Origin of the sequence: Nocardia sp. NPDC051030 (assembly GCF_040683015.1) — a bacterium.
Lineage (GTDB): Bacteria > Actinomycetota > Actinomycetes > Mycobacteriales > Mycobacteriaceae > Nocardia.
The window spans coordinates 350165-365379 of the sequence record NZ_JBFBCD010000008.1 but is presented as its reverse complement, the minus strand read 5'-3'; the positions used below and the strand labels follow the sequence as shown (position 1 = coordinate 365379).

Genomic DNA, 15215 nt, shown 5'->3' with positions numbered 1-15215 from the left:
CGCACCGGTCAAAACCAGCGTCTCGGCCGCTCGTGTCCCCAGCGCACGGCAGTACGGATATCGCGTGGTCGCCTCGCCTGCCGTACCCGGCTTTGGCTCCCCAGCCCGGAGCCGTCACCTCTCGTCCCAGCCTGGCTGGAAGGTTGTGGTCCCGTTCCGGGACCCAAACCCCAAAGAACAAGAGATACAAGAACAAAAGACACGAGCGCCTGGACGAGCAGAGAAGAAAAGACTCGAGAACAAGACTCGAGACACTCCAGCCGGTGCCGGGGGTCACGGGCCAAGGCCTAGTAGCGGCGTGTTGCGGCGTGTCCGGGTGGCCTGTTCATCGAGGGGGACATGAGCCGGGGTTTTGTCCGGTTGGACCAGCCTCATGTCCCACTGAACGTGTTCTAGCCCGAGATGCGTAGCGGTGGCGGCCGTTTGGGCCTCCACGGCTGCTCGTTGGTCTTTGTTCTTGTCTTGTGTCTCTTGTCTTGTTTCTTCTTGTCCAGGCGTCTTTGTCTTTTGTTCTTCGTCTCTGTCTTTATCTCTTGCTCTACAAGGCCTATTGCGAGCTCATGCGGGGTCGGCGAATGCTGCCGAAGCGCTTCACGATTCGGGGGCGGCGGAGGTCGCGGGCGATCCATTCGCCGAGGGTGACTCCGGCGGCGAGGGCGCAGCCTACGGCGAAGGCGCTGAAGAGTTGGTTGATGCCTATCAGCTGTTCGTCATTCAGGAGGGCGTAGAGGCCTCGGTAGACGCGGAGGCCGGGGAGTAGGGGGGTGATGCCTGCTACTGCGACTACCAGGGGTGGTGTCAGGGCTCGGCGGGCTAGGAGGCCACCGGCTAGGCCCACGACGGTGGCTGCTGCGCCGGAGGAGACGATTGGTCCGAAGCCTGCTTGTTGGACCAGCAGATAGAAGATTGTGGCTGCGGCGCCGCTGAATGCTGCGGCTGCCAGGGCGCGTTTTTCGGCGTAGCAGGCCAGGGCGAAGGCTAGGGAGGTTAGGGCACCGGCTAGGAGCTTCATTGGCCAGTTGGTCAGGTCTCGGCCGGGGGCCATGTCTACCGACGGGACTGTGAGGTTCAGGAGTTCGGCGGCTCGGAGGGTGAGGGTGATGCCTGCGATTATGCCGCCGGTCATCATTACTACTTCGAGCATGCGGGCTGCTGCGGTGATGGGGGCGCCGGTGATGGCGTCTTCTACTGCGCCTACCAGTTGGAGACCGGCCAGGAGGACGGCGATGCCTGCGGCGATGATGAGGGCAGGGTCCAGGTGTAGGTGGCTGAAGTAGGAGGAGACCAGGACTGCGGGGAGGGCGGCGATCATGCCGCCGACCATGTGCTGGAAGAAGAAGGGGAGGCCGCGGCGGTTGAGGCGGCGGTTGGTGCGGTCGATGAGGGTGGTGGTGGCGAAGCTCAGGGCGGCTATGAGGAGGCCGCCGTTGAGTAGGAGGGCTACTGCGGCGGCCATCAATGCCCAGCCGAAGGTTGCTATCCAGCGGTTGTAGGGGTGTGGGGCGGAGGTGATTTCGTCCAGGGCGGCCAGGGCCTCTTCCGGCGGGACCAGCTCGCGGCGGATGCGGCGGGTGAGGCGGTCGGCGGCGGCTAGGCGGGTGAAGTCGAGGGAGCGCTGGCGGACCACTCGCATGGTGGAGGCGGGAGGGAGGGTGGGGCCGCGGTCGGCGGAGATGCGGATCGAGTTGTAGGTGACATCGATATCGCATTGGGAGAGGCCGTAGGTGGAGGCGATGAACTCGACTTGGTCGGTGGTGTCCGTAACCGCCGTGCCGGAGGCCAGGACCACCTCGCCGACACGCTCGGCGAGATCCAGAACCTGGGTGACCGTGGCGTCGTCGGTGAGGTCGATCGGCTGCAATGGCGCGGGCGCTTCGACGACCGCGTCGGCGGTGGCGCGGCGCTCGCCGAGTACCCGTTCCACCCCGCTGGCCAGCAAGAATCGCCACCTCGGGGGGCCACTCGGCGGGCTCCCGCCGATCTCGGTTGCCACGTCGTTGCTCACACTAGAAACGTACACGGGTGCCTGAGATCACGTGGTTGAGCAGGTCCCTGGCAGTAGTGTTTTCGAGTATGGCGACCGGCGACGAACGGATAGCGGACCAGCTACGCGCAGCCCTCGACGGACCCTGGCGGGACGTACGTGACCAGGCGCGGAAACAACTCGACGAACGCCTCTGCGGCGATCCCTACCTCGACTACAAGGACGCGCGCACTCGAGTACTGACGCAAATGCGCCTCGTGTCCGGATTCGGCTGGGCCGAGCGCGGCTTCCGGGTCGCGAACGGCGGCACCGGCGATCCGGGTGCGGCCGTCACGGCATTGGAGATGCTCGCCTACACGGATCTGTCGCTGTGGGTGAAATGCGGTGTGCAGTGGGGGCTTTTCGGCGGGGCCGTGGAAAACCTTGGGACGGAACGGCATCGGGAGTATGTGCAGCGGCTGCTTCCATTGGATCTGTTGGGCTGCTTTGCGATGACCGAAACCGGACACGGCAGTGATGTGGCCAATTTGGAGACCACCGCCACCTATGACCCGGACACCCAGGAGTTCGTGGTGCACAGCCCGACTCCCTCGGCGCGTAAGGATTACATCGGTGGCGCGGCCGAACATGCCCGTATAGCAGCGGTTTTCGCACAGTTGATCACCGGCGGGGAAAGTCAGGGAGTGCATTGCTTCCTCGTGCCCATTCGCGACGAGGACGGGAATGATCTGCATGGCGTGACGACCTCCGACTGCGGGCTCAAAGGCGGGCTGCCGGGGGTCGACAATGGGCGAATCCTGTTCGACCAGGTGCGAATTCCGCGCGAGAACCTCTTGAACCGCTATGCGGATGTGGCGGCCGACGGGACGTACAGCTCCGAGATCGCGAACCCGAGTCGACGGTTCTTCACGACGCTCGGCACGCTGGTGCGCGGGCGGGTCAGTGTGGGTGGGGCGGCGGCCGCGGGAGCGCGGGTCGCGCTGAGCATCGCTATTCGATATGCCGAGCAGCGGCGGCAGTTCGCCGATCCGGATACCGGTGTGGAGACCGTGCTCATGGACTACCGCAGCCATCAGCGGCGGCTGCTGCCACGAGTCGCTCGCTCCTATGCGCTGGCATTCGCGCAGAACGATCTGGTGCAGCGCATGCACCTGGTGCAGACGGGGCAGGAGACCGATCCGCAGGCGCAGCGGGCGCTGGAGAAGCGGGCCGCGGGGTTCAAGGTCGCGCAGACCCGCCATGCCACCGACACGATTCAGGAATGTCGCGAAGCATGCGGCGGCGCAGGCTATCTCACCGAGAATCGGCTCGTGACGCTCAAGGCCGACACCGACGTGTTCACCACGTTCGAGGGCGACAATCTGGTGCTCACCCAGCTCGTCGCGAAGGAACTGCTCACCGCGTACTCCGATGAGGTGCGGGACCTGGATGCCATGGGCTGGGTGCGGTTCGCCGCCACCGCGGCTCGGGACGTGGTGCGGGAACGGTCCGGTGTGCGGCAGATGATTCAGCGGCTGCGGGATCGCTCCGATGAGGGCGTGGATGAGGCCGACCTGTCCCGGCGTTCGGTGCAGCTTCAGCTGTTCGCGGATCGCGAGGATTACCTCGTGCGGACCGCGGGGCATCGGCTTCGCGCCCGCGCCAAGGAGACCGGTCCGTTCGAAGCGTTCAATAATGCGCAGGACCACATCCTCGCGGCAGGCAATGCCCATATCGAGCGACTGGTCCTGGAAGCCTTCATCGACGGTATCGCCGAAATCGAGGATCCTGACGTCCGGGCACTGGCCGACACCGTCTGCGACCTGTTCGTCTACTCGACCATCGAGGAGAACCAAGCCTGGTTCATCATGCACCGCTTCATGTCCGTGGAACGGTCCAAGCAGGTGCGCCGCAGCGTCAATGAACTCGTGGATCGGCTGCGGCCGCATGCGCTGACGCTCGTGCAGGGGATGGGGGTGCCGGAGCAGATGCTGCGCGCCGCCATGCTGGACAGCACGGCATTGAACCCTCTTGCCGCTGTGCCTCGTTGAGAGGTTCGACACAGTGGTCGCCGTGATTCCGGGACTCCCGTCAGGATGATCTCGAAATCGCGACGAGGCGAAGGGGAGTTCCCGATGTCGACGATGTATGAGTGGCCGACGGCTGCCGGGGGTGCACGATGATCGGCAGATTGTCCGCGCTCGCCATTCGCACGCCGAGGCTCGTGCTCGTCGTCATAGGTATTGCCTTCCTGCTGTTCGGGGCGCTCGGGTCGCAGGCCGCGGCCCGGCTCACCAATGGCGGGTTCGTATCGAATGACTCCGAATCCGCGCGTGCGGCAGACATTCTCGAGCGCGACTACGGGATGTCGGGAATGCAGCTGGTGCTCACCGTCGAGTCCGACGGGGGTGCGACGAGTGCTGTGTCGCAGGCGCGGGGCAAGGAGATCGCCGACCGGCTCAAGGGCGACTCGCGGGTCTCGCGGGCCGTCTCGCCGTGGACCGAACCGCAGCTGAGCCGGACGCTGATCAGCCGGGACGGGAAGATCGGGCTGATCGTTGCCACCGTGCGCGGGACCGAGAACGTTGCGCCCGGGACGGCGAAGGATCTCGCCGATCAGTATGTCGGGAGCCTCGACGGGGTGACCGTCCACGCGGGCGGGCAGGCCATGGTGTGGGCGGAAACCGGGAAGCAGACGCAGAAGGATTTGGGAATCGCGGAAGCCATCGCGCTGCCGCTGACATTCCTGCTGTTGGTGTGGTTCTTGAGAAGTCTGGTGGCGGCGGCGATTCCGTTCGTGACCGGAGTGGTGGCCATCGCGGGCAGTAGTGCGGTGCTGTATCTGCTCACCTTCGCGGTGGATCTGTCGGTCTTCGCGCTGAATATCGTCACGGCCATCGGGTTGGCGCTGGCCATCGACTACTCGCTGCTGATCATCGGCCGCTATCGGGAGGAGATCGCCGCCGGGCGGGATCGGACCGAGGCGCTGACGCTGGCCATGAAGCGTGGCGGGCGGGCCGTGGCGTTCTCGGGGGTCACGGTGGGGATCGCGCTGATCGGGATGTCGTTCTTCCCCTTGACGTTCCTGCGGTCGCTCGCGTTCGCGGGGCTGGCGGTGGTGGCACTGTCGATCCTCTTGGCGCTCACGCTGGTTCCCGCACTGCTGGTGGTGCTGGGCGATCGGATCAATAAGAAGCCGCTGCGCGAAGCTAGGCCGGTCGAGCAGAGTCTTCTCTATCGGGTGGCGCGGACGGTGCAGCGGCGTCCGGCGCTGTGCGCATTGCCCGTGCTGGCGCTGCTCGTGGTGCTCGGCTCGCCGGTCTTGGGGCTGAAGCTGGGGCTGCCCGATGACCGGGCGTTGCCCGCCGCACTCGAATCGCGGCAGGTGGGTGATCTGCTGCGGGATCGGTTCGACGACAATGCGACCGGCACGGTGCACATCGTTGTGAATGGGCGAGGCACCGACGTGGGCGCGTATTCGACTGCGCTGTCGAATGTTCCGGATGTCGAGCGCGTGACCGTCGATCCGGGCGCCACCGCCCCGGACAGTGTGCACCTCGTCGTCAGCACCAAGTTGGACCCGTATTCGGAGGCGGGGCAGCGGCAACTGCAGGCTCTGCGCGCCGTCGACGCGCCCTCGGACACCTTGTTCGGCGGGCTGGCACAGCAGACCGCCGATTCGGAATCGGGTATCAAGGAGGGCTTTCCCAAGGCGCTGATCTGGATCGCAGCGATCACCTTCATCCTGCTGCTCCTGCTCACCGGCAGTGTCGTGCTGCCGCTGAAAGCCTTGGCGCTCAATGTGTTGTCGCTCTCGGCGACCTTCGGCGCCATGGTGTGGATCTTCCAGGACGGACATCTCGGCGGGCTGGGGACCTTCGCCACCGGATACACGATCGCCACGCTGCCGGTGCTGCTGTTCTGTGTGGCCTTCGGGCTGTCGATGGACTATGAGGTGTTCCTGCTCGCCCGGTTCGCCGAGGAGTGGGAGAACTCGGAGAAGACGCGGGCCGACAATGACACCGCGGTGGCTTTGGGCATCGCGCGGTCGGGGCCGATCGTGACGGCGGCGGCGCTGCTGATGGCGGTCGTGTTCGCGGGTATCGCCGCGAGTGGCGTGACCACCAACCGGATGCTCGGGCTCGGGTTGGCGGTGGCCGTGCTGATGGATGCGACGCTGGTGCGCATGGTGCTGGTGCCCGCGTTCATGCGGGTCATGGGCACCGCGAACTGGTGGGCTCCGGCCCGGTCGCGGCCGCTGCTGGAGAAGGTCGCGCTGCGGGAGTGAATGGCCGGGCTAGGGTGCTGAAGTGACTCGATCGACCGCACCCGCCCCGCCCGCGCTGGAGAGCTGGGCCCGACGGACAGCCCTGCCCGCGCTGATCTTGGCGGCCACGGTGGTGACCGTGGCTGTGCCGCAGTTCTTTCCGGCCGATGGCGGGCCCACCGGGTTGGATCGGTCGCTGGGGGAGCACATCCACTCGTCGGTGGGCGGACATACCTGGGTGTATCGGGTGCTGGTGTTTCCCAGTAATTGGTATGTCGTGGTGCCGTTGCTGCTGGTGGCCGCAGGGTGGTTCGCGTATCAGAGGCAGTGGTGGCAGGCCGGGTTCATGATTGTCGCGCCGGAGCTGGCGATCAGCGTGAATTCGCTGGTGTTGAAACCGCTTTGGGATCGGGAGCTGCATCATTATCTGGCTTATCCGAGCGGGCATACGGTGCATCTCGTTGCCGTGGTGACAGCCTTTGTGCTGCTCAGTGAATCAGCTCGGGTTCGGGTGACCGTGGTGGTCGTGACAGTCGTGCTACTGCCGATGATCCTGGTCGGGATGGTGGGCCTGGGCTACCACCATCCCACCGACGTGATCGGCGGCGCGGCGGCGGCGATCGCCATCGTGACGACCGCCTACCTACCGTTTCGCCATTTCACGGCTACGCGTACGCGACCGCTCCCGCGATAATGAACCAGAGCAGCCACAGGAACGCCACGATCATGCCGATCGTCAGCATGATGCGCATGAAGGTGCGGCCCAGATCGAGTTCGCCGGTCCGGCGCGGGTAGAGCTTGCCGGGACTGAACCAGGGCGCGGGCACCGTGAACCGCGGGCCCGCCGCGGCCGCTTCGGCCTCCAATCGCGCCTGCTCTTCGGCATAGGCCTCGGCCTGCGCCTGCTGCGGGCCGCCGTGCCACAGGGTGATATCCACCGGGCCCAGGAAACCCTCATTGATCAGGTCGCCGGGCGCGGGTAGATACGGCAGGATGCCCAGTCCGCGGAACGCCCACGCCACGTCATTGGCCGACCATTGCGGGCGTCCCCGGGACAGCAGGCTGGTGAAGTAGTCGCGCAGCCGGCGCGGATCGTCGCCGAGCAGCACCTGGAAGCTGGGGTCGCTCCACAGCTGCTGCACCTGGAGCTTCGACCCCGGCGGCGGCATGACCAGCACGACCCCGTGCACCACGCGCTGGCCGAGACCGCGTTCGGCCAGCCAGTTCTGTAGCGCGAAGGTGTGGTCGCGGGACTTGTCCAGGGGGGTGCGCTTATCGCCGCCCTCGAAGCTGATCAGCCGGTCACCGATCCGCCACGGGCCGTTGACCGGCACCTCCAGCTCGCCGTCCGTCCGTTCCACCAGGGCCTCGGCCTCGATGACCACACAGCTGGTGGGCGTCCACACCACGGCGTCGAACGGGTAGAGCCGATCACCGTGGAAGAGGCTGCAATTGACGGTGGCGACGCCATTGGGGTCGCCCGTGCCCTTCCAGGTGCGCAGCCAATCGATGAGGACCTTCTCGGCGTGCGTGCCGGCGGTGTTCTGCACTCTGACGAGCATCGGCGCTGCACCTTTCTCGTCGATTCATCTCATTGAGACCGACGGGGCTCGATACGGGCAATGGTACGGAGAGACCGCAGCGGCCGGACAGATTTACCGCCCGGCCGTGTGTCGGTGGTGGTCAGGCGGTCTCGGCGGCCAGGCGGCCGTCCTTGACCGCGGCCAGCAGTTCGGCGTGATCGGCTTCGGTGCGATCGGCGTAGCGGACGGCGAAACGGGCCACGGCCTCGTCGAAAGGCTCGGCGTTGTCCAGGTACCCGGCTACCAGGCGGGGGTCCAGGGAGCGGGTGTGCGCCCGGGCCAGCAGCGCGCCCGCCAGTCGGCCGTAGTCGTCCAGGTGATCGGAGTCGAGGGCCGATACGTCGATGTCGCCCTTGAGGTTTCGGAACTGCCGCACGATGAACGGCAGCTCCGCGCCATTGATCCGCAGCGTCGTCCAGCCCAGCAGGATATCGGTCTCGGCCTGAACCGACCTGGCTCCCTGCACGATTCGCTCACCCTCGTGGCGTGGGATCTGAGCGGGCAGGTACGGCGTCAACGCGGACGGCACCGCCTGCTTGATCTGGAGCACCAGCACCTCGTCCCCATTGCCGTGCAGCAGCGCCAGATACGAGTGCAGGCCGACGCTGCCGGTGCCGACGATCCGGAAGGCGATATCGGACACCGTGAATCGGGTGATCAGGCGACGCCGGGACTCCCGCAGCGTGCCCACGTATTCGGTGAGGCCGTCGATCACCGCCTCGGTCACCGAATCGTTCACCAGGGTCAGCACGGGCGGGTCCGGAATGAATTTGCGGCTGCCGATACCGGTCTGGTGATCCTCGAGATGTTCAGTCCACTTGCGTGCGACCTTGGCGCTGTTGTTCTTGCGGGCCTTCTTGGCGGCCTTCTTGAAGTCATCGAGCAAGGCGTCGGCATTGACCTGCTCGATCACCGATTCGTCGGGGAGCGCGGTCCAGGAGGTGAGGAACGGCTGCTCGGCCAGGCCCGTCACGGTCAGCCGGTAGGAGCGGGCGGCATCGCGGGCCGCGGCCAGGCATTCGTCCTCCGAGGCCCCGCCCTCACGCCCGGCCAGCACCAGACTGGCCGCCAAACGCTCCAGATCCCACTCCCACGGTCCGGGGACGGTTTCGTCGAAATCATTGATATCCATGACGATTTCGCCGCGCGGCGAGCCGTAGAGGCCGAAATTGGCGGCATGCGCGTCACCACAGAGCTGCGCGGTGAGGCCACTGTCCGGTCCGGCCGCGAGATCGGCCGCCATCAGGCCCGCCGAGCCCCGGAAGAAGGAGTAGGGCGAGGCGGTCATGCGGCCGATACGCAGCGGGATCAGATGGGGGAGTCGGCCGCGATTGCTGGCCGCGATGAAGTCGAGCACTTCCGGCCGGTCCGCGGCGGCCGCCACCCGATCCCGCGACTCGACGGGAGTGCGCTCCCGCAGCGCCCGGCCGCGGGCCCACACCTCTTCCGTCGAGACACGAGAACGGAAGTCGAACACATTGGCACACACGACGATCCAACTTACCGTCGAGCGGGTCTATCTGCTCACTCGTGTTTTCGGCTGAAGGAGTCCGCCGGGAAGATCGGCAAACGCAGGGCTCCCGGGGCGAAGTCGGGGACCGTCGCCTGTTTCGGGCTGACCGGGTTGATCCGGCGGTATCGCGCACCCAACTCGGGGCGCGGGTCGACGTCATGTCGGTTGGGCCAGAACGCCATTGCCCGTTCAGCCTGCGCGGTAATGGTCAGCGAAGGGTTCACGCCCAGGTTGGCGGTGACCGCGGAGCCGTCCGCGACATGCAGCCCCGGATACCCGAACACCCGCTGATACGGGTCCACCACACCGGTTTCCGGCGTCTCTCCGATCACGCAGCCGCCGATGTAGTGCGCGGTCGCCGGGATATTGAACACATCCATGACGAGGCCGTGCACATCGCCATTGACCTTCTCCCCGAAGCGCCGCCCCACATCATGCGCGAGCGGGATCCAGGTCGGATTCGGTTCCCCGCTACCCGCTTTCGTCTTGAGCTGCCCCCACCGCCGATACGAGGTCAGCGAATTGTCCAGGGACTGCATGACCAGCAGGATCACCGACTTCTCCGACGCCCGATGCGCATTCAGGCTGCGCGCGAACACCATCGGATGCAGCACCATGGCCAGCAGGAAGCGCAGGAACCGGAATGCGCCGCCGTCCACGATCGGGGCGGACAGCGGGAACAGCGCGTTCTGGCCCTTGCCGTAGTGGCACACCTCGATGTGGGTGTCCGGCTCCGGGTGAATCGAGGACGTGATGGCGATGCCCTCGGCGAAATCCGTGCGCTCCCGGCTCACCACATTGAGGATGGCCTCGGAGTTGGATCGGGTCAGCTCACCCAGTCGCGGCGACAGATTCGGGAGGATTTTCTCGTCGCGCATCTTGTGCAGCAACTTCTGAGTTCCCAGCGCCGCCGCGGCGAATACCACCTGTTCGGCGGTGAAGGTCTTGCGCCCCTTGCGAACCCAGCGGTCCGAGCGCTCGGTCTCGAGGGCATAGCCGCCGCCGGTCATGGGCCGCACACTGGTGACGGTGGTCAGGTCGAAGACCTTCGTACCGGCCTGTTCGGCCAGGTAGAGGTAGTTCGTGGGGGTGGTGTTCTTGGCATTGTGGGGGCAGCCGGTGAAGCAGCGCGCACAGTGGATGCAGCCGCTGCGGCGCGGGCCCACACCGCCGAAGTAGGGGTCGTCGACCTCCACGCCGGGTGCCTTCTCGTTGAAGAACACGCCCACATTCGTCGGGTGGAAGGTGTCGGCGACATCGAGATCCTCGGCGATGGAACGGATCACGTCATCGGCCGGGGTCATGCGCGGATTCTGGGCGACGCCGAGCATGCGGGTGGCCTGGTCGTAGTAGGGCGCGAGCTCGGAGCGCCAATCGGTGATGTGCGCCCACTGCTTATCGGTGTAGAAGGCGGGCAGCGGCTCGTAGAGGGTGTTCCCGTAGATGAGCGACCCACCGCCCACCCCGGACGCGGAGAACACCGCGCATGTGCCAAGCAGGCTGATCCGCTGCGTACCGGTCAGCCCCAGTCGCGGAGCCCAGATCGATTTGCGCACATTCCAATTGGTGTTCGGGATGTCCTCGGGATTCCAGCGGCGGCCGGATTCCAGCACGGCCACCCGGTAGCCCTTCTCGGTCAGGCGCAGTGCGCTCACGCTTCCCCCGAAGCCGGAGCCGATAACGACGACGTCATAGTCGAAGTCGGGCATGGTCTTGCCTCCCACATGAGAAAGAGTCCTGGTCATTCTCTCACCAGCCGCTTATGGCGGAGACCATATCCTGAGCGAGAGAATTCGGCGTCCCGCCGCCTACCGGACGGCGTGCCCGGATGGTGACGCCGGAGTGATTGAGGTAAGACCAGGTTGTGACAACCGAGCGGAACGCCGAGCCGGTCTACAGCGACCGTATCCTCACCGTGCCCAATGTGCTGAGCTTGATACGGCTGATCGGCGTCCCAGTTTTCCTGTGGCTGCTGCTGGTCGAGAAGGCCGACGGCTGGGCCTTCGCCCTGCTGATCCTCAGCGGCTTCACCGATTTCCTGGACGGCAAGCTGGCCCGGCTGCTGGATCAGTCCTCCAAACTGGGCGCGATCCTGGACCCCCTGGTGGACCGGCTGTATCTGCTGGCGACCCTGGGCGGCTTCCTGATTCGCGGGATCCTGCCCTGGTGGGTGGTGGTCATTCTGGTCGCTCGAGACGGCATCCTGTTCCTGACTCTGGGCATTTACAGGCGCCGTCACCTCGACCCTCCCGACGTCATCTACCTGGGTAAAGCCGCCACCTTCGCGCTCATGTCCGCACTGCCCTGGATTCTGGCCGGGCAGATGGATTGGGCCGCCGCAGGTTTCGGGCGGGCCTTCGGCTGGGCATTCATGGTCTGGGGCACGGCGGTATATGTCTGGACCGGCATTCTCTACCTGGGCAAAGCCATCGCCGTGGCCCGAGCGATACCGGCCGTGCCGCACCATGATCAGTAGCCGATAGGGTGTGCGGCAGACGGATCGACGACGATCCCGAGAGGACGCCCGTGTGAAAGGAACCCGCCTGTGAGCGACCTACCCGAGGACTTGCGCTACACCGAAGAGCATGAATGGATCCGCACCGTGGGTCCGAACCGCGTGCGCGTCGGCATCACCGATTACGCGCAGTCACAGCTCGGTGACGTGGTGTTCGTGCAGCTGCCCGAGGTAGACAAGGATTCGGCGACCGGCGACAGCATCGCAGAGGTCGAGTCCACCAAGAGCGTGTCGGACATCTACACGCCGCTGGCCGGGAAAGTTGTTGCGGTGAACGAAGTTCTGACCGGTGCGCCGGAGACCATCAACACCGATCCTTACGGTGACGGATGGATCTTCGAGCTCGAGATCGCCGATGGCGTAACCCTCGAGGCAGCGCTCGGTGACCTGCTCGATGCCGCAGGTTATCAAGGAGTTATCGGAGGCTGAAGGAGCCTTCACAGTTCTACCTGCACGGGTACGCCCTGGCAGGGTACGGTCAATGCCAACAGATGTGCCGGCAGCCGGTGCTCGTCAAATCGGGACTGCCCGAAGCGGGGAACGGCCGGTGGCCGCGCCGCTGACGGCAACACTGCTTGCATGGATTATTCGGTTCGAGGAGGAGAGCAAGGGTGAGCGAGAACAAGGACCCGGGTTACCAGGAGACGGCAGCCGAGACCACTTCGGTGTTCCGCGCCGATTTCCTGAACGAGGTCGACACGTCGCGCCCTGAGCAGACCGGCGAGGCGCCGGTGCAAGGAGTCGAGGGCCTGCCTCTGGGGGCGGCTCTGCTGGTCGTCAAGCGTGGCCCGAACGCCGGTTCGCGATTCCTGCTGGACCAGCCGACCACCTCCGCGGGACGTCACCCCGACAGTGACATCTTCTTGGATGATGTCACCGTCAGCCGTCGCCACGCGGAGTTCCGCCAGGATGACGACAGCTTCCAGGTCGTCGACGTGGGCAGCCTCAATGGCACGTACGTGAATCGGGAACCGGTGGACTCCTCGGAGCTCCAGAACGGTGACGAAGTACAGATCGGCAAGTTCCGTCTCGTGTTCCTGACCGGTCCGCGCCCCGCTTCGAGCGAGGCGACGGGCACGCTATAAGGCCCACGGGAATGACAGGCGCAGCGCAGTGGACGCGCGGAGGTATGTCGATCGGCTCCGTGCTGGATTTGCTGCGTCCGGATTTTCCGGATATCACCATCTCGAAGATTCGGTTTCTCGAATCGGAGGGACTGATCAGCCCCGAACGCACGCCGTCGGGATACCGCAGGTTCCACGTCGCCGATGTGGAACGCCTGCGGTTCGTGCTGACGGCTCAGCGGGATCAATACCTGCCGCTGAAGGTGATCAAGGAACAGCTCGAAGCGATCGACAGTGGAGCGGCGACGCTCGGTGTGCGGGAAGCCCGCCATCGAGCGGTCGCCGGTTCCGCAGGGGAAACAGCTATAGGGGATGCCATGGCGCCCAATGGGGGGAGTCGCCCGCGGCGGCTCGGCGTCGTGCCCGGTGAGGTGTCGCCCGAGGAGCTCCGGTTCGATCACGAGATCCGGATTCCCAGGGCAGACCTGCTGACTCAGGCCGGCATCGACGAAAAGTTTCTGGCAGAACTGATTCGCGCCAATCTGATCACCCCAGGCGCCGCCGGGTATTTCGACGCCGACGCGGTGACGCTGGCTCGCACCGCCAAGGCATTGAGCGAATTCGGTTTGGAGGCAAGGCATCTGCGTGCCTTCAAACTGGCCGCGGACCGGGAGGCCGCGATGGTCGCGCAGATCGCCGCACCGATCGCGAAGAGCCGGGATGCGGACGCCCGCGCCCGCGCCGAGGAGACCGTGCGCGAGTTGGCGGCACTGTCGCTGACCCTGCACACGTGCCTGGTGAAGACCTCCGTGCGCGCTTCGCTCGGGGGCTGAAATCTTCGCCTAGACTCGGTGATACGGCCGACCCGAGGGCAGGTTGGGCGGCTGGCTTGAGTATTGGGAGGCAGTGCGATGAGCGAAATGCGTGTGATCGGCATCCGTGTCGAACAACCACAGAACCAGCCCGTGCTGTTGCTCCGCGAGGCATCCGGAGACAGATATCTGCCGATCTGGATCGGACAGTCCGAGGCGACCGCGATCGTGCTGGAACAAGAAGGCGTGACGCCGATCCGGCCCCTCACCCACGATCTGATCAAGATCTTGATCAAGGATCTCGGGCACACCTTGAAAGAGGTCCGCATCGTGGATCTGCAAGAGGGCACCTTCTACGCCGATCTGGTTTTCGAGAACGACCTACGCGTCTCGGCGCGTCCCTCCGATTCCGTCGCCATCGCCCTGCGGGTGGGCTGCCCGATCTACGCCGAGGAGCCGGTACTCGAAGAGGCCGGACTCGTCATGCCGGACGAGCGCGAGGATGAGGTCGAGAAGTTCAAGGAGTTTCTCGAATCGGTATCTCCCGATGATTTCAAGGCCACGGACAGCTGACCAGCTGTTGACCTTGGGACGTAATAGAACCGTGTCTCGACCTGAGGTTTAGGTATAGAAACACGCGCTCCGCCAAGCTTGGATGGTGCCGATACTCCCGAGACAATCATGGGAGTAGCCTCGACAGTTAGGCCACGCTCCAGGTCGATGAGACGGTGCCCTGATAGGCAAGCAGTAAGGGAGTAGTCAGTGGGAGATCAACCGCAACCTCAGGATGTGGTGCAGCCAGGGCTGTTCCCAGATGACACGGTGCCGGACGAACTGGTCGGCTACCGGGTGCCCAGCGCCTGCCAGGTCGCCGGGATCACCTATCGTCAGCTCGATTACTGGGCCCGCACCGGGCTGGTCGTGCCGTCCATCCGCAGCGCCACCGGATCCGGCAGCCAGCGGCTGTACTCGTTCAAGGACATCCTGGTCCTCAAGATCGTCAAGCGGCTGCTCGACGCCGGTATCTCGTTGCAGAACATCCGCATAGCCGTGGATCATCTGCGCAGCCGCGGCGTCGAGGATCTGGCCGGGATCACGCTCTTCTCCGATGGAGCCACCGTGTACGAGTGCTCCTCGCCCGAGGAGGTCGTTGATTTACTGCAGGGCGGGCAGGGCGTCTTCGGCATTGCCGTCGGTGGCGCGATGCGCGAGCTCACCGGGGCGATCGCCGCCTTCCCGGCCGAGCGCGCCGAGACCGGCAGCGCATCGGATCGGCCCGAGGATGAGCTGGCGTTCCGGCGCAAGGCTCGAATGAGCAAGACCGGCTAGACGGTTTCGGCTGAGTCCATTGTGGGCTGAGTCCATTGTGGGCTGAGTTCATTGCGGAACGCGCGCTGCCAACCGGCAGGCCGCGGTTATTTTTTGCATGGGGGGTGTTAATGCAAAGAGTAAAAACCGCCCCCGCCACAATCAAGTAAAAATTTGGCGCGTATAAATT

General features: G+C 65.3%; 13 protein-coding genes. 9 read left to right on the top strand and 4 right to left on the bottom strand.

The window, feature by feature from the left end:
• Positions 1-547: 547 nt before the first annotated feature.
• Positions 548-1936 (bottom strand): threonine/serine exporter family protein, encoded by a 1389-nt coding sequence (locus tag AB0N05_RS27205; RefSeq protein ID WP_364699123.1) that lies wholly within the window; start codon positions 1934-1936, stop codon positions 548-550.
• Positions 1937-2073: 137 nt separating this feature from the next.
• On the opposite strand from AB0N05_RS27205, the gene AB0N05_RS27200 reads away from it, so the two are divergent.
• The 3 genes from AB0N05_RS27200 (at position 2074) to AB0N05_RS27190 (ending at position 6924) form a co-directional block, all read left to right on the top strand.
• A complete protein-coding gene (locus AB0N05_RS27200) occupies positions 2074-4014 on the top strand; it encodes an acyl-CoA dehydrogenase (protein ID WP_364698793.1) in 1941 nt (646 codons plus the stop codon).
• 128 nt (positions 4015-4142) lie between these two features.
• Positions 4143-6251, top strand: coding sequence for an MMPL family transporter (locus AB0N05_RS27195; RefSeq protein WP_364698791.1), 2109 nt, complete (start codon positions 4143-4145; stop codon positions 6249-6251).
• A gap of 22 nt (positions 6252-6273) precedes the next feature.
• The gene (locus tag AB0N05_RS27190) at positions 6274-6924 is read left to right on the top strand and encodes a phosphatase PAP2 family protein (protein WP_364698789.1); all 651 of its coding nucleotides are present in this window, start codon (positions 6274-6276) and stop codon (positions 6922-6924) included.
• Here AB0N05_RS27190 and AB0N05_RS27185 read toward each other — a convergent pair.
• From AB0N05_RS27185 to AB0N05_RS27175, 3 genes are all read right to left on the bottom strand, one after another.
• On the bottom strand, positions 6896-7792 hold the full coding sequence (locus AB0N05_RS27185) for a nuclease-related domain-containing protein (RefSeq protein WP_364698787.1): 897 nt from the start codon (positions 7790-7792) through the stop codon (positions 6896-6898). The two genes, AB0N05_RS27190 and AB0N05_RS27185, sit on opposite strands and share 29 nt — an antisense overlap.
• Positions 7793-7913: 121 nt before the next feature.
• Positions 7914-9302 (bottom strand): DUF2252 domain-containing protein, encoded by a 1389-nt coding sequence (locus tag AB0N05_RS27180; protein WP_364698785.1) that lies wholly within the window; start codon positions 9300-9302, stop codon positions 7914-7916.
• Positions 9303-9337: 35 nt separating this feature from the next.
• The gene (locus AB0N05_RS27175; RefSeq protein WP_364699121.1) at positions 9338-11035 is read right to left on the bottom strand and encodes a GMC family oxidoreductase; all 1698 of its coding nucleotides are present in this window, start codon (positions 11033-11035) and stop codon (positions 9338-9340) included.
• A 155-nt stretch (positions 11036-11190) separates the two neighbouring features.
• Here AB0N05_RS27175 and AB0N05_RS27170 point away from each other — a divergent pair, with 155 nt between their 5' ends.
• The 6 genes from AB0N05_RS27170 (at position 11191) to AB0N05_RS27145 (ending at position 15046) form a co-directional block, all read left to right on the top strand.
• Positions 11191-11802, top strand: coding sequence for a CDP-alcohol phosphatidyltransferase family protein (locus tag AB0N05_RS27170; protein ID WP_364698783.1), 612 nt, complete (start codon positions 11191-11193; stop codon positions 11800-11802).
• Positions 11803-11871: 69 nt separating this feature from the next.
• Positions 11872-12270 carry a glycine cleavage system protein GcvH gene (gene gcvH / locus AB0N05_RS27165; protein WP_364698781.1) on the top strand — a complete coding sequence of 133 codons (399 nt, stop codon included), beginning with the start codon at positions 11872-11874 and terminating at the stop codon, positions 12268-12270.
• A gap of 182 nt (positions 12271-12452) precedes the next feature.
• The gene (locus AB0N05_RS27160; protein WP_364698779.1) at positions 12453-12926 is read left to right on the top strand and encodes an FHA domain-containing protein; all 474 of its coding nucleotides are present in this window, start codon (positions 12453-12455) and stop codon (positions 12924-12926) included.
• Between the two features lie 44 nt (positions 12927-12970).
• Positions 12971-13738 (top strand): MerR family transcriptional regulator, encoded by a 768-nt coding sequence (locus tag AB0N05_RS27155; protein ID WP_364698777.1) that lies wholly within the window; start codon positions 12971-12973, stop codon positions 13736-13738.
• A gap of 78 nt (positions 13739-13816) precedes the next feature.
• A complete protein-coding gene (locus AB0N05_RS27150; protein WP_364698775.1) occupies positions 13817-14290 on the top strand; it encodes a bifunctional nuclease family protein in 474 nt (157 codons plus the stop codon).
• 189 nt (positions 14291-14479) lie between these two features.
• The gene (locus tag AB0N05_RS27145) at positions 14480-15046 is read left to right on the top strand and encodes a MerR family transcriptional regulator (RefSeq protein ID WP_364698773.1); all 567 of its coding nucleotides are present in this window, start codon (positions 14480-14482) and stop codon (positions 15044-15046) included.
• Positions 15047-15215 lie beyond the last annotated feature (169 nt).

Excerpts from the sequence above, each read along its gene's own strand:
- AB0N05_RS27200 (WP_364698793.1), top strand. The coding sequence starts at position 2,074 with ATGGCGACCGGCGACGAACGGATAGCGGACCAGCTACGCGCAGCCCTC.
- AB0N05_RS27195 (WP_364698791.1), top strand. The coding sequence starts at position 4,143 with ATGATCGGCAGATTGTCCGCGCTCGCCATTCGCACGCCGAGGCTCGTG.
- AB0N05_RS27185 (WP_364698787.1), bottom strand. The coding sequence starts at position 7,792 with ATGCTCGTCAGAGTGCAGAACACCGCCGGCACGCACGCCGAGAAGGTC.
- AB0N05_RS27175 (WP_364699121.1), bottom strand. The coding sequence starts at position 11,035 with ATGCCCGACTTCGACTATGACGTCGTCGTTATCGGCTCCGGCTTCGGG.
- AB0N05_RS27155 (WP_364698777.1), top strand. The coding sequence starts at position 12,971 with ATGTCGATCGGCTCCGTGCTGGATTTGCTGCGTCCGGATTTTCCGGAT.
- AB0N05_RS27150 (WP_364698775.1), top strand. The coding sequence starts at position 13,817 with ATGAGCGAAATGCGTGTGATCGGCATCCGTGTCGAACAACCACAGAAC.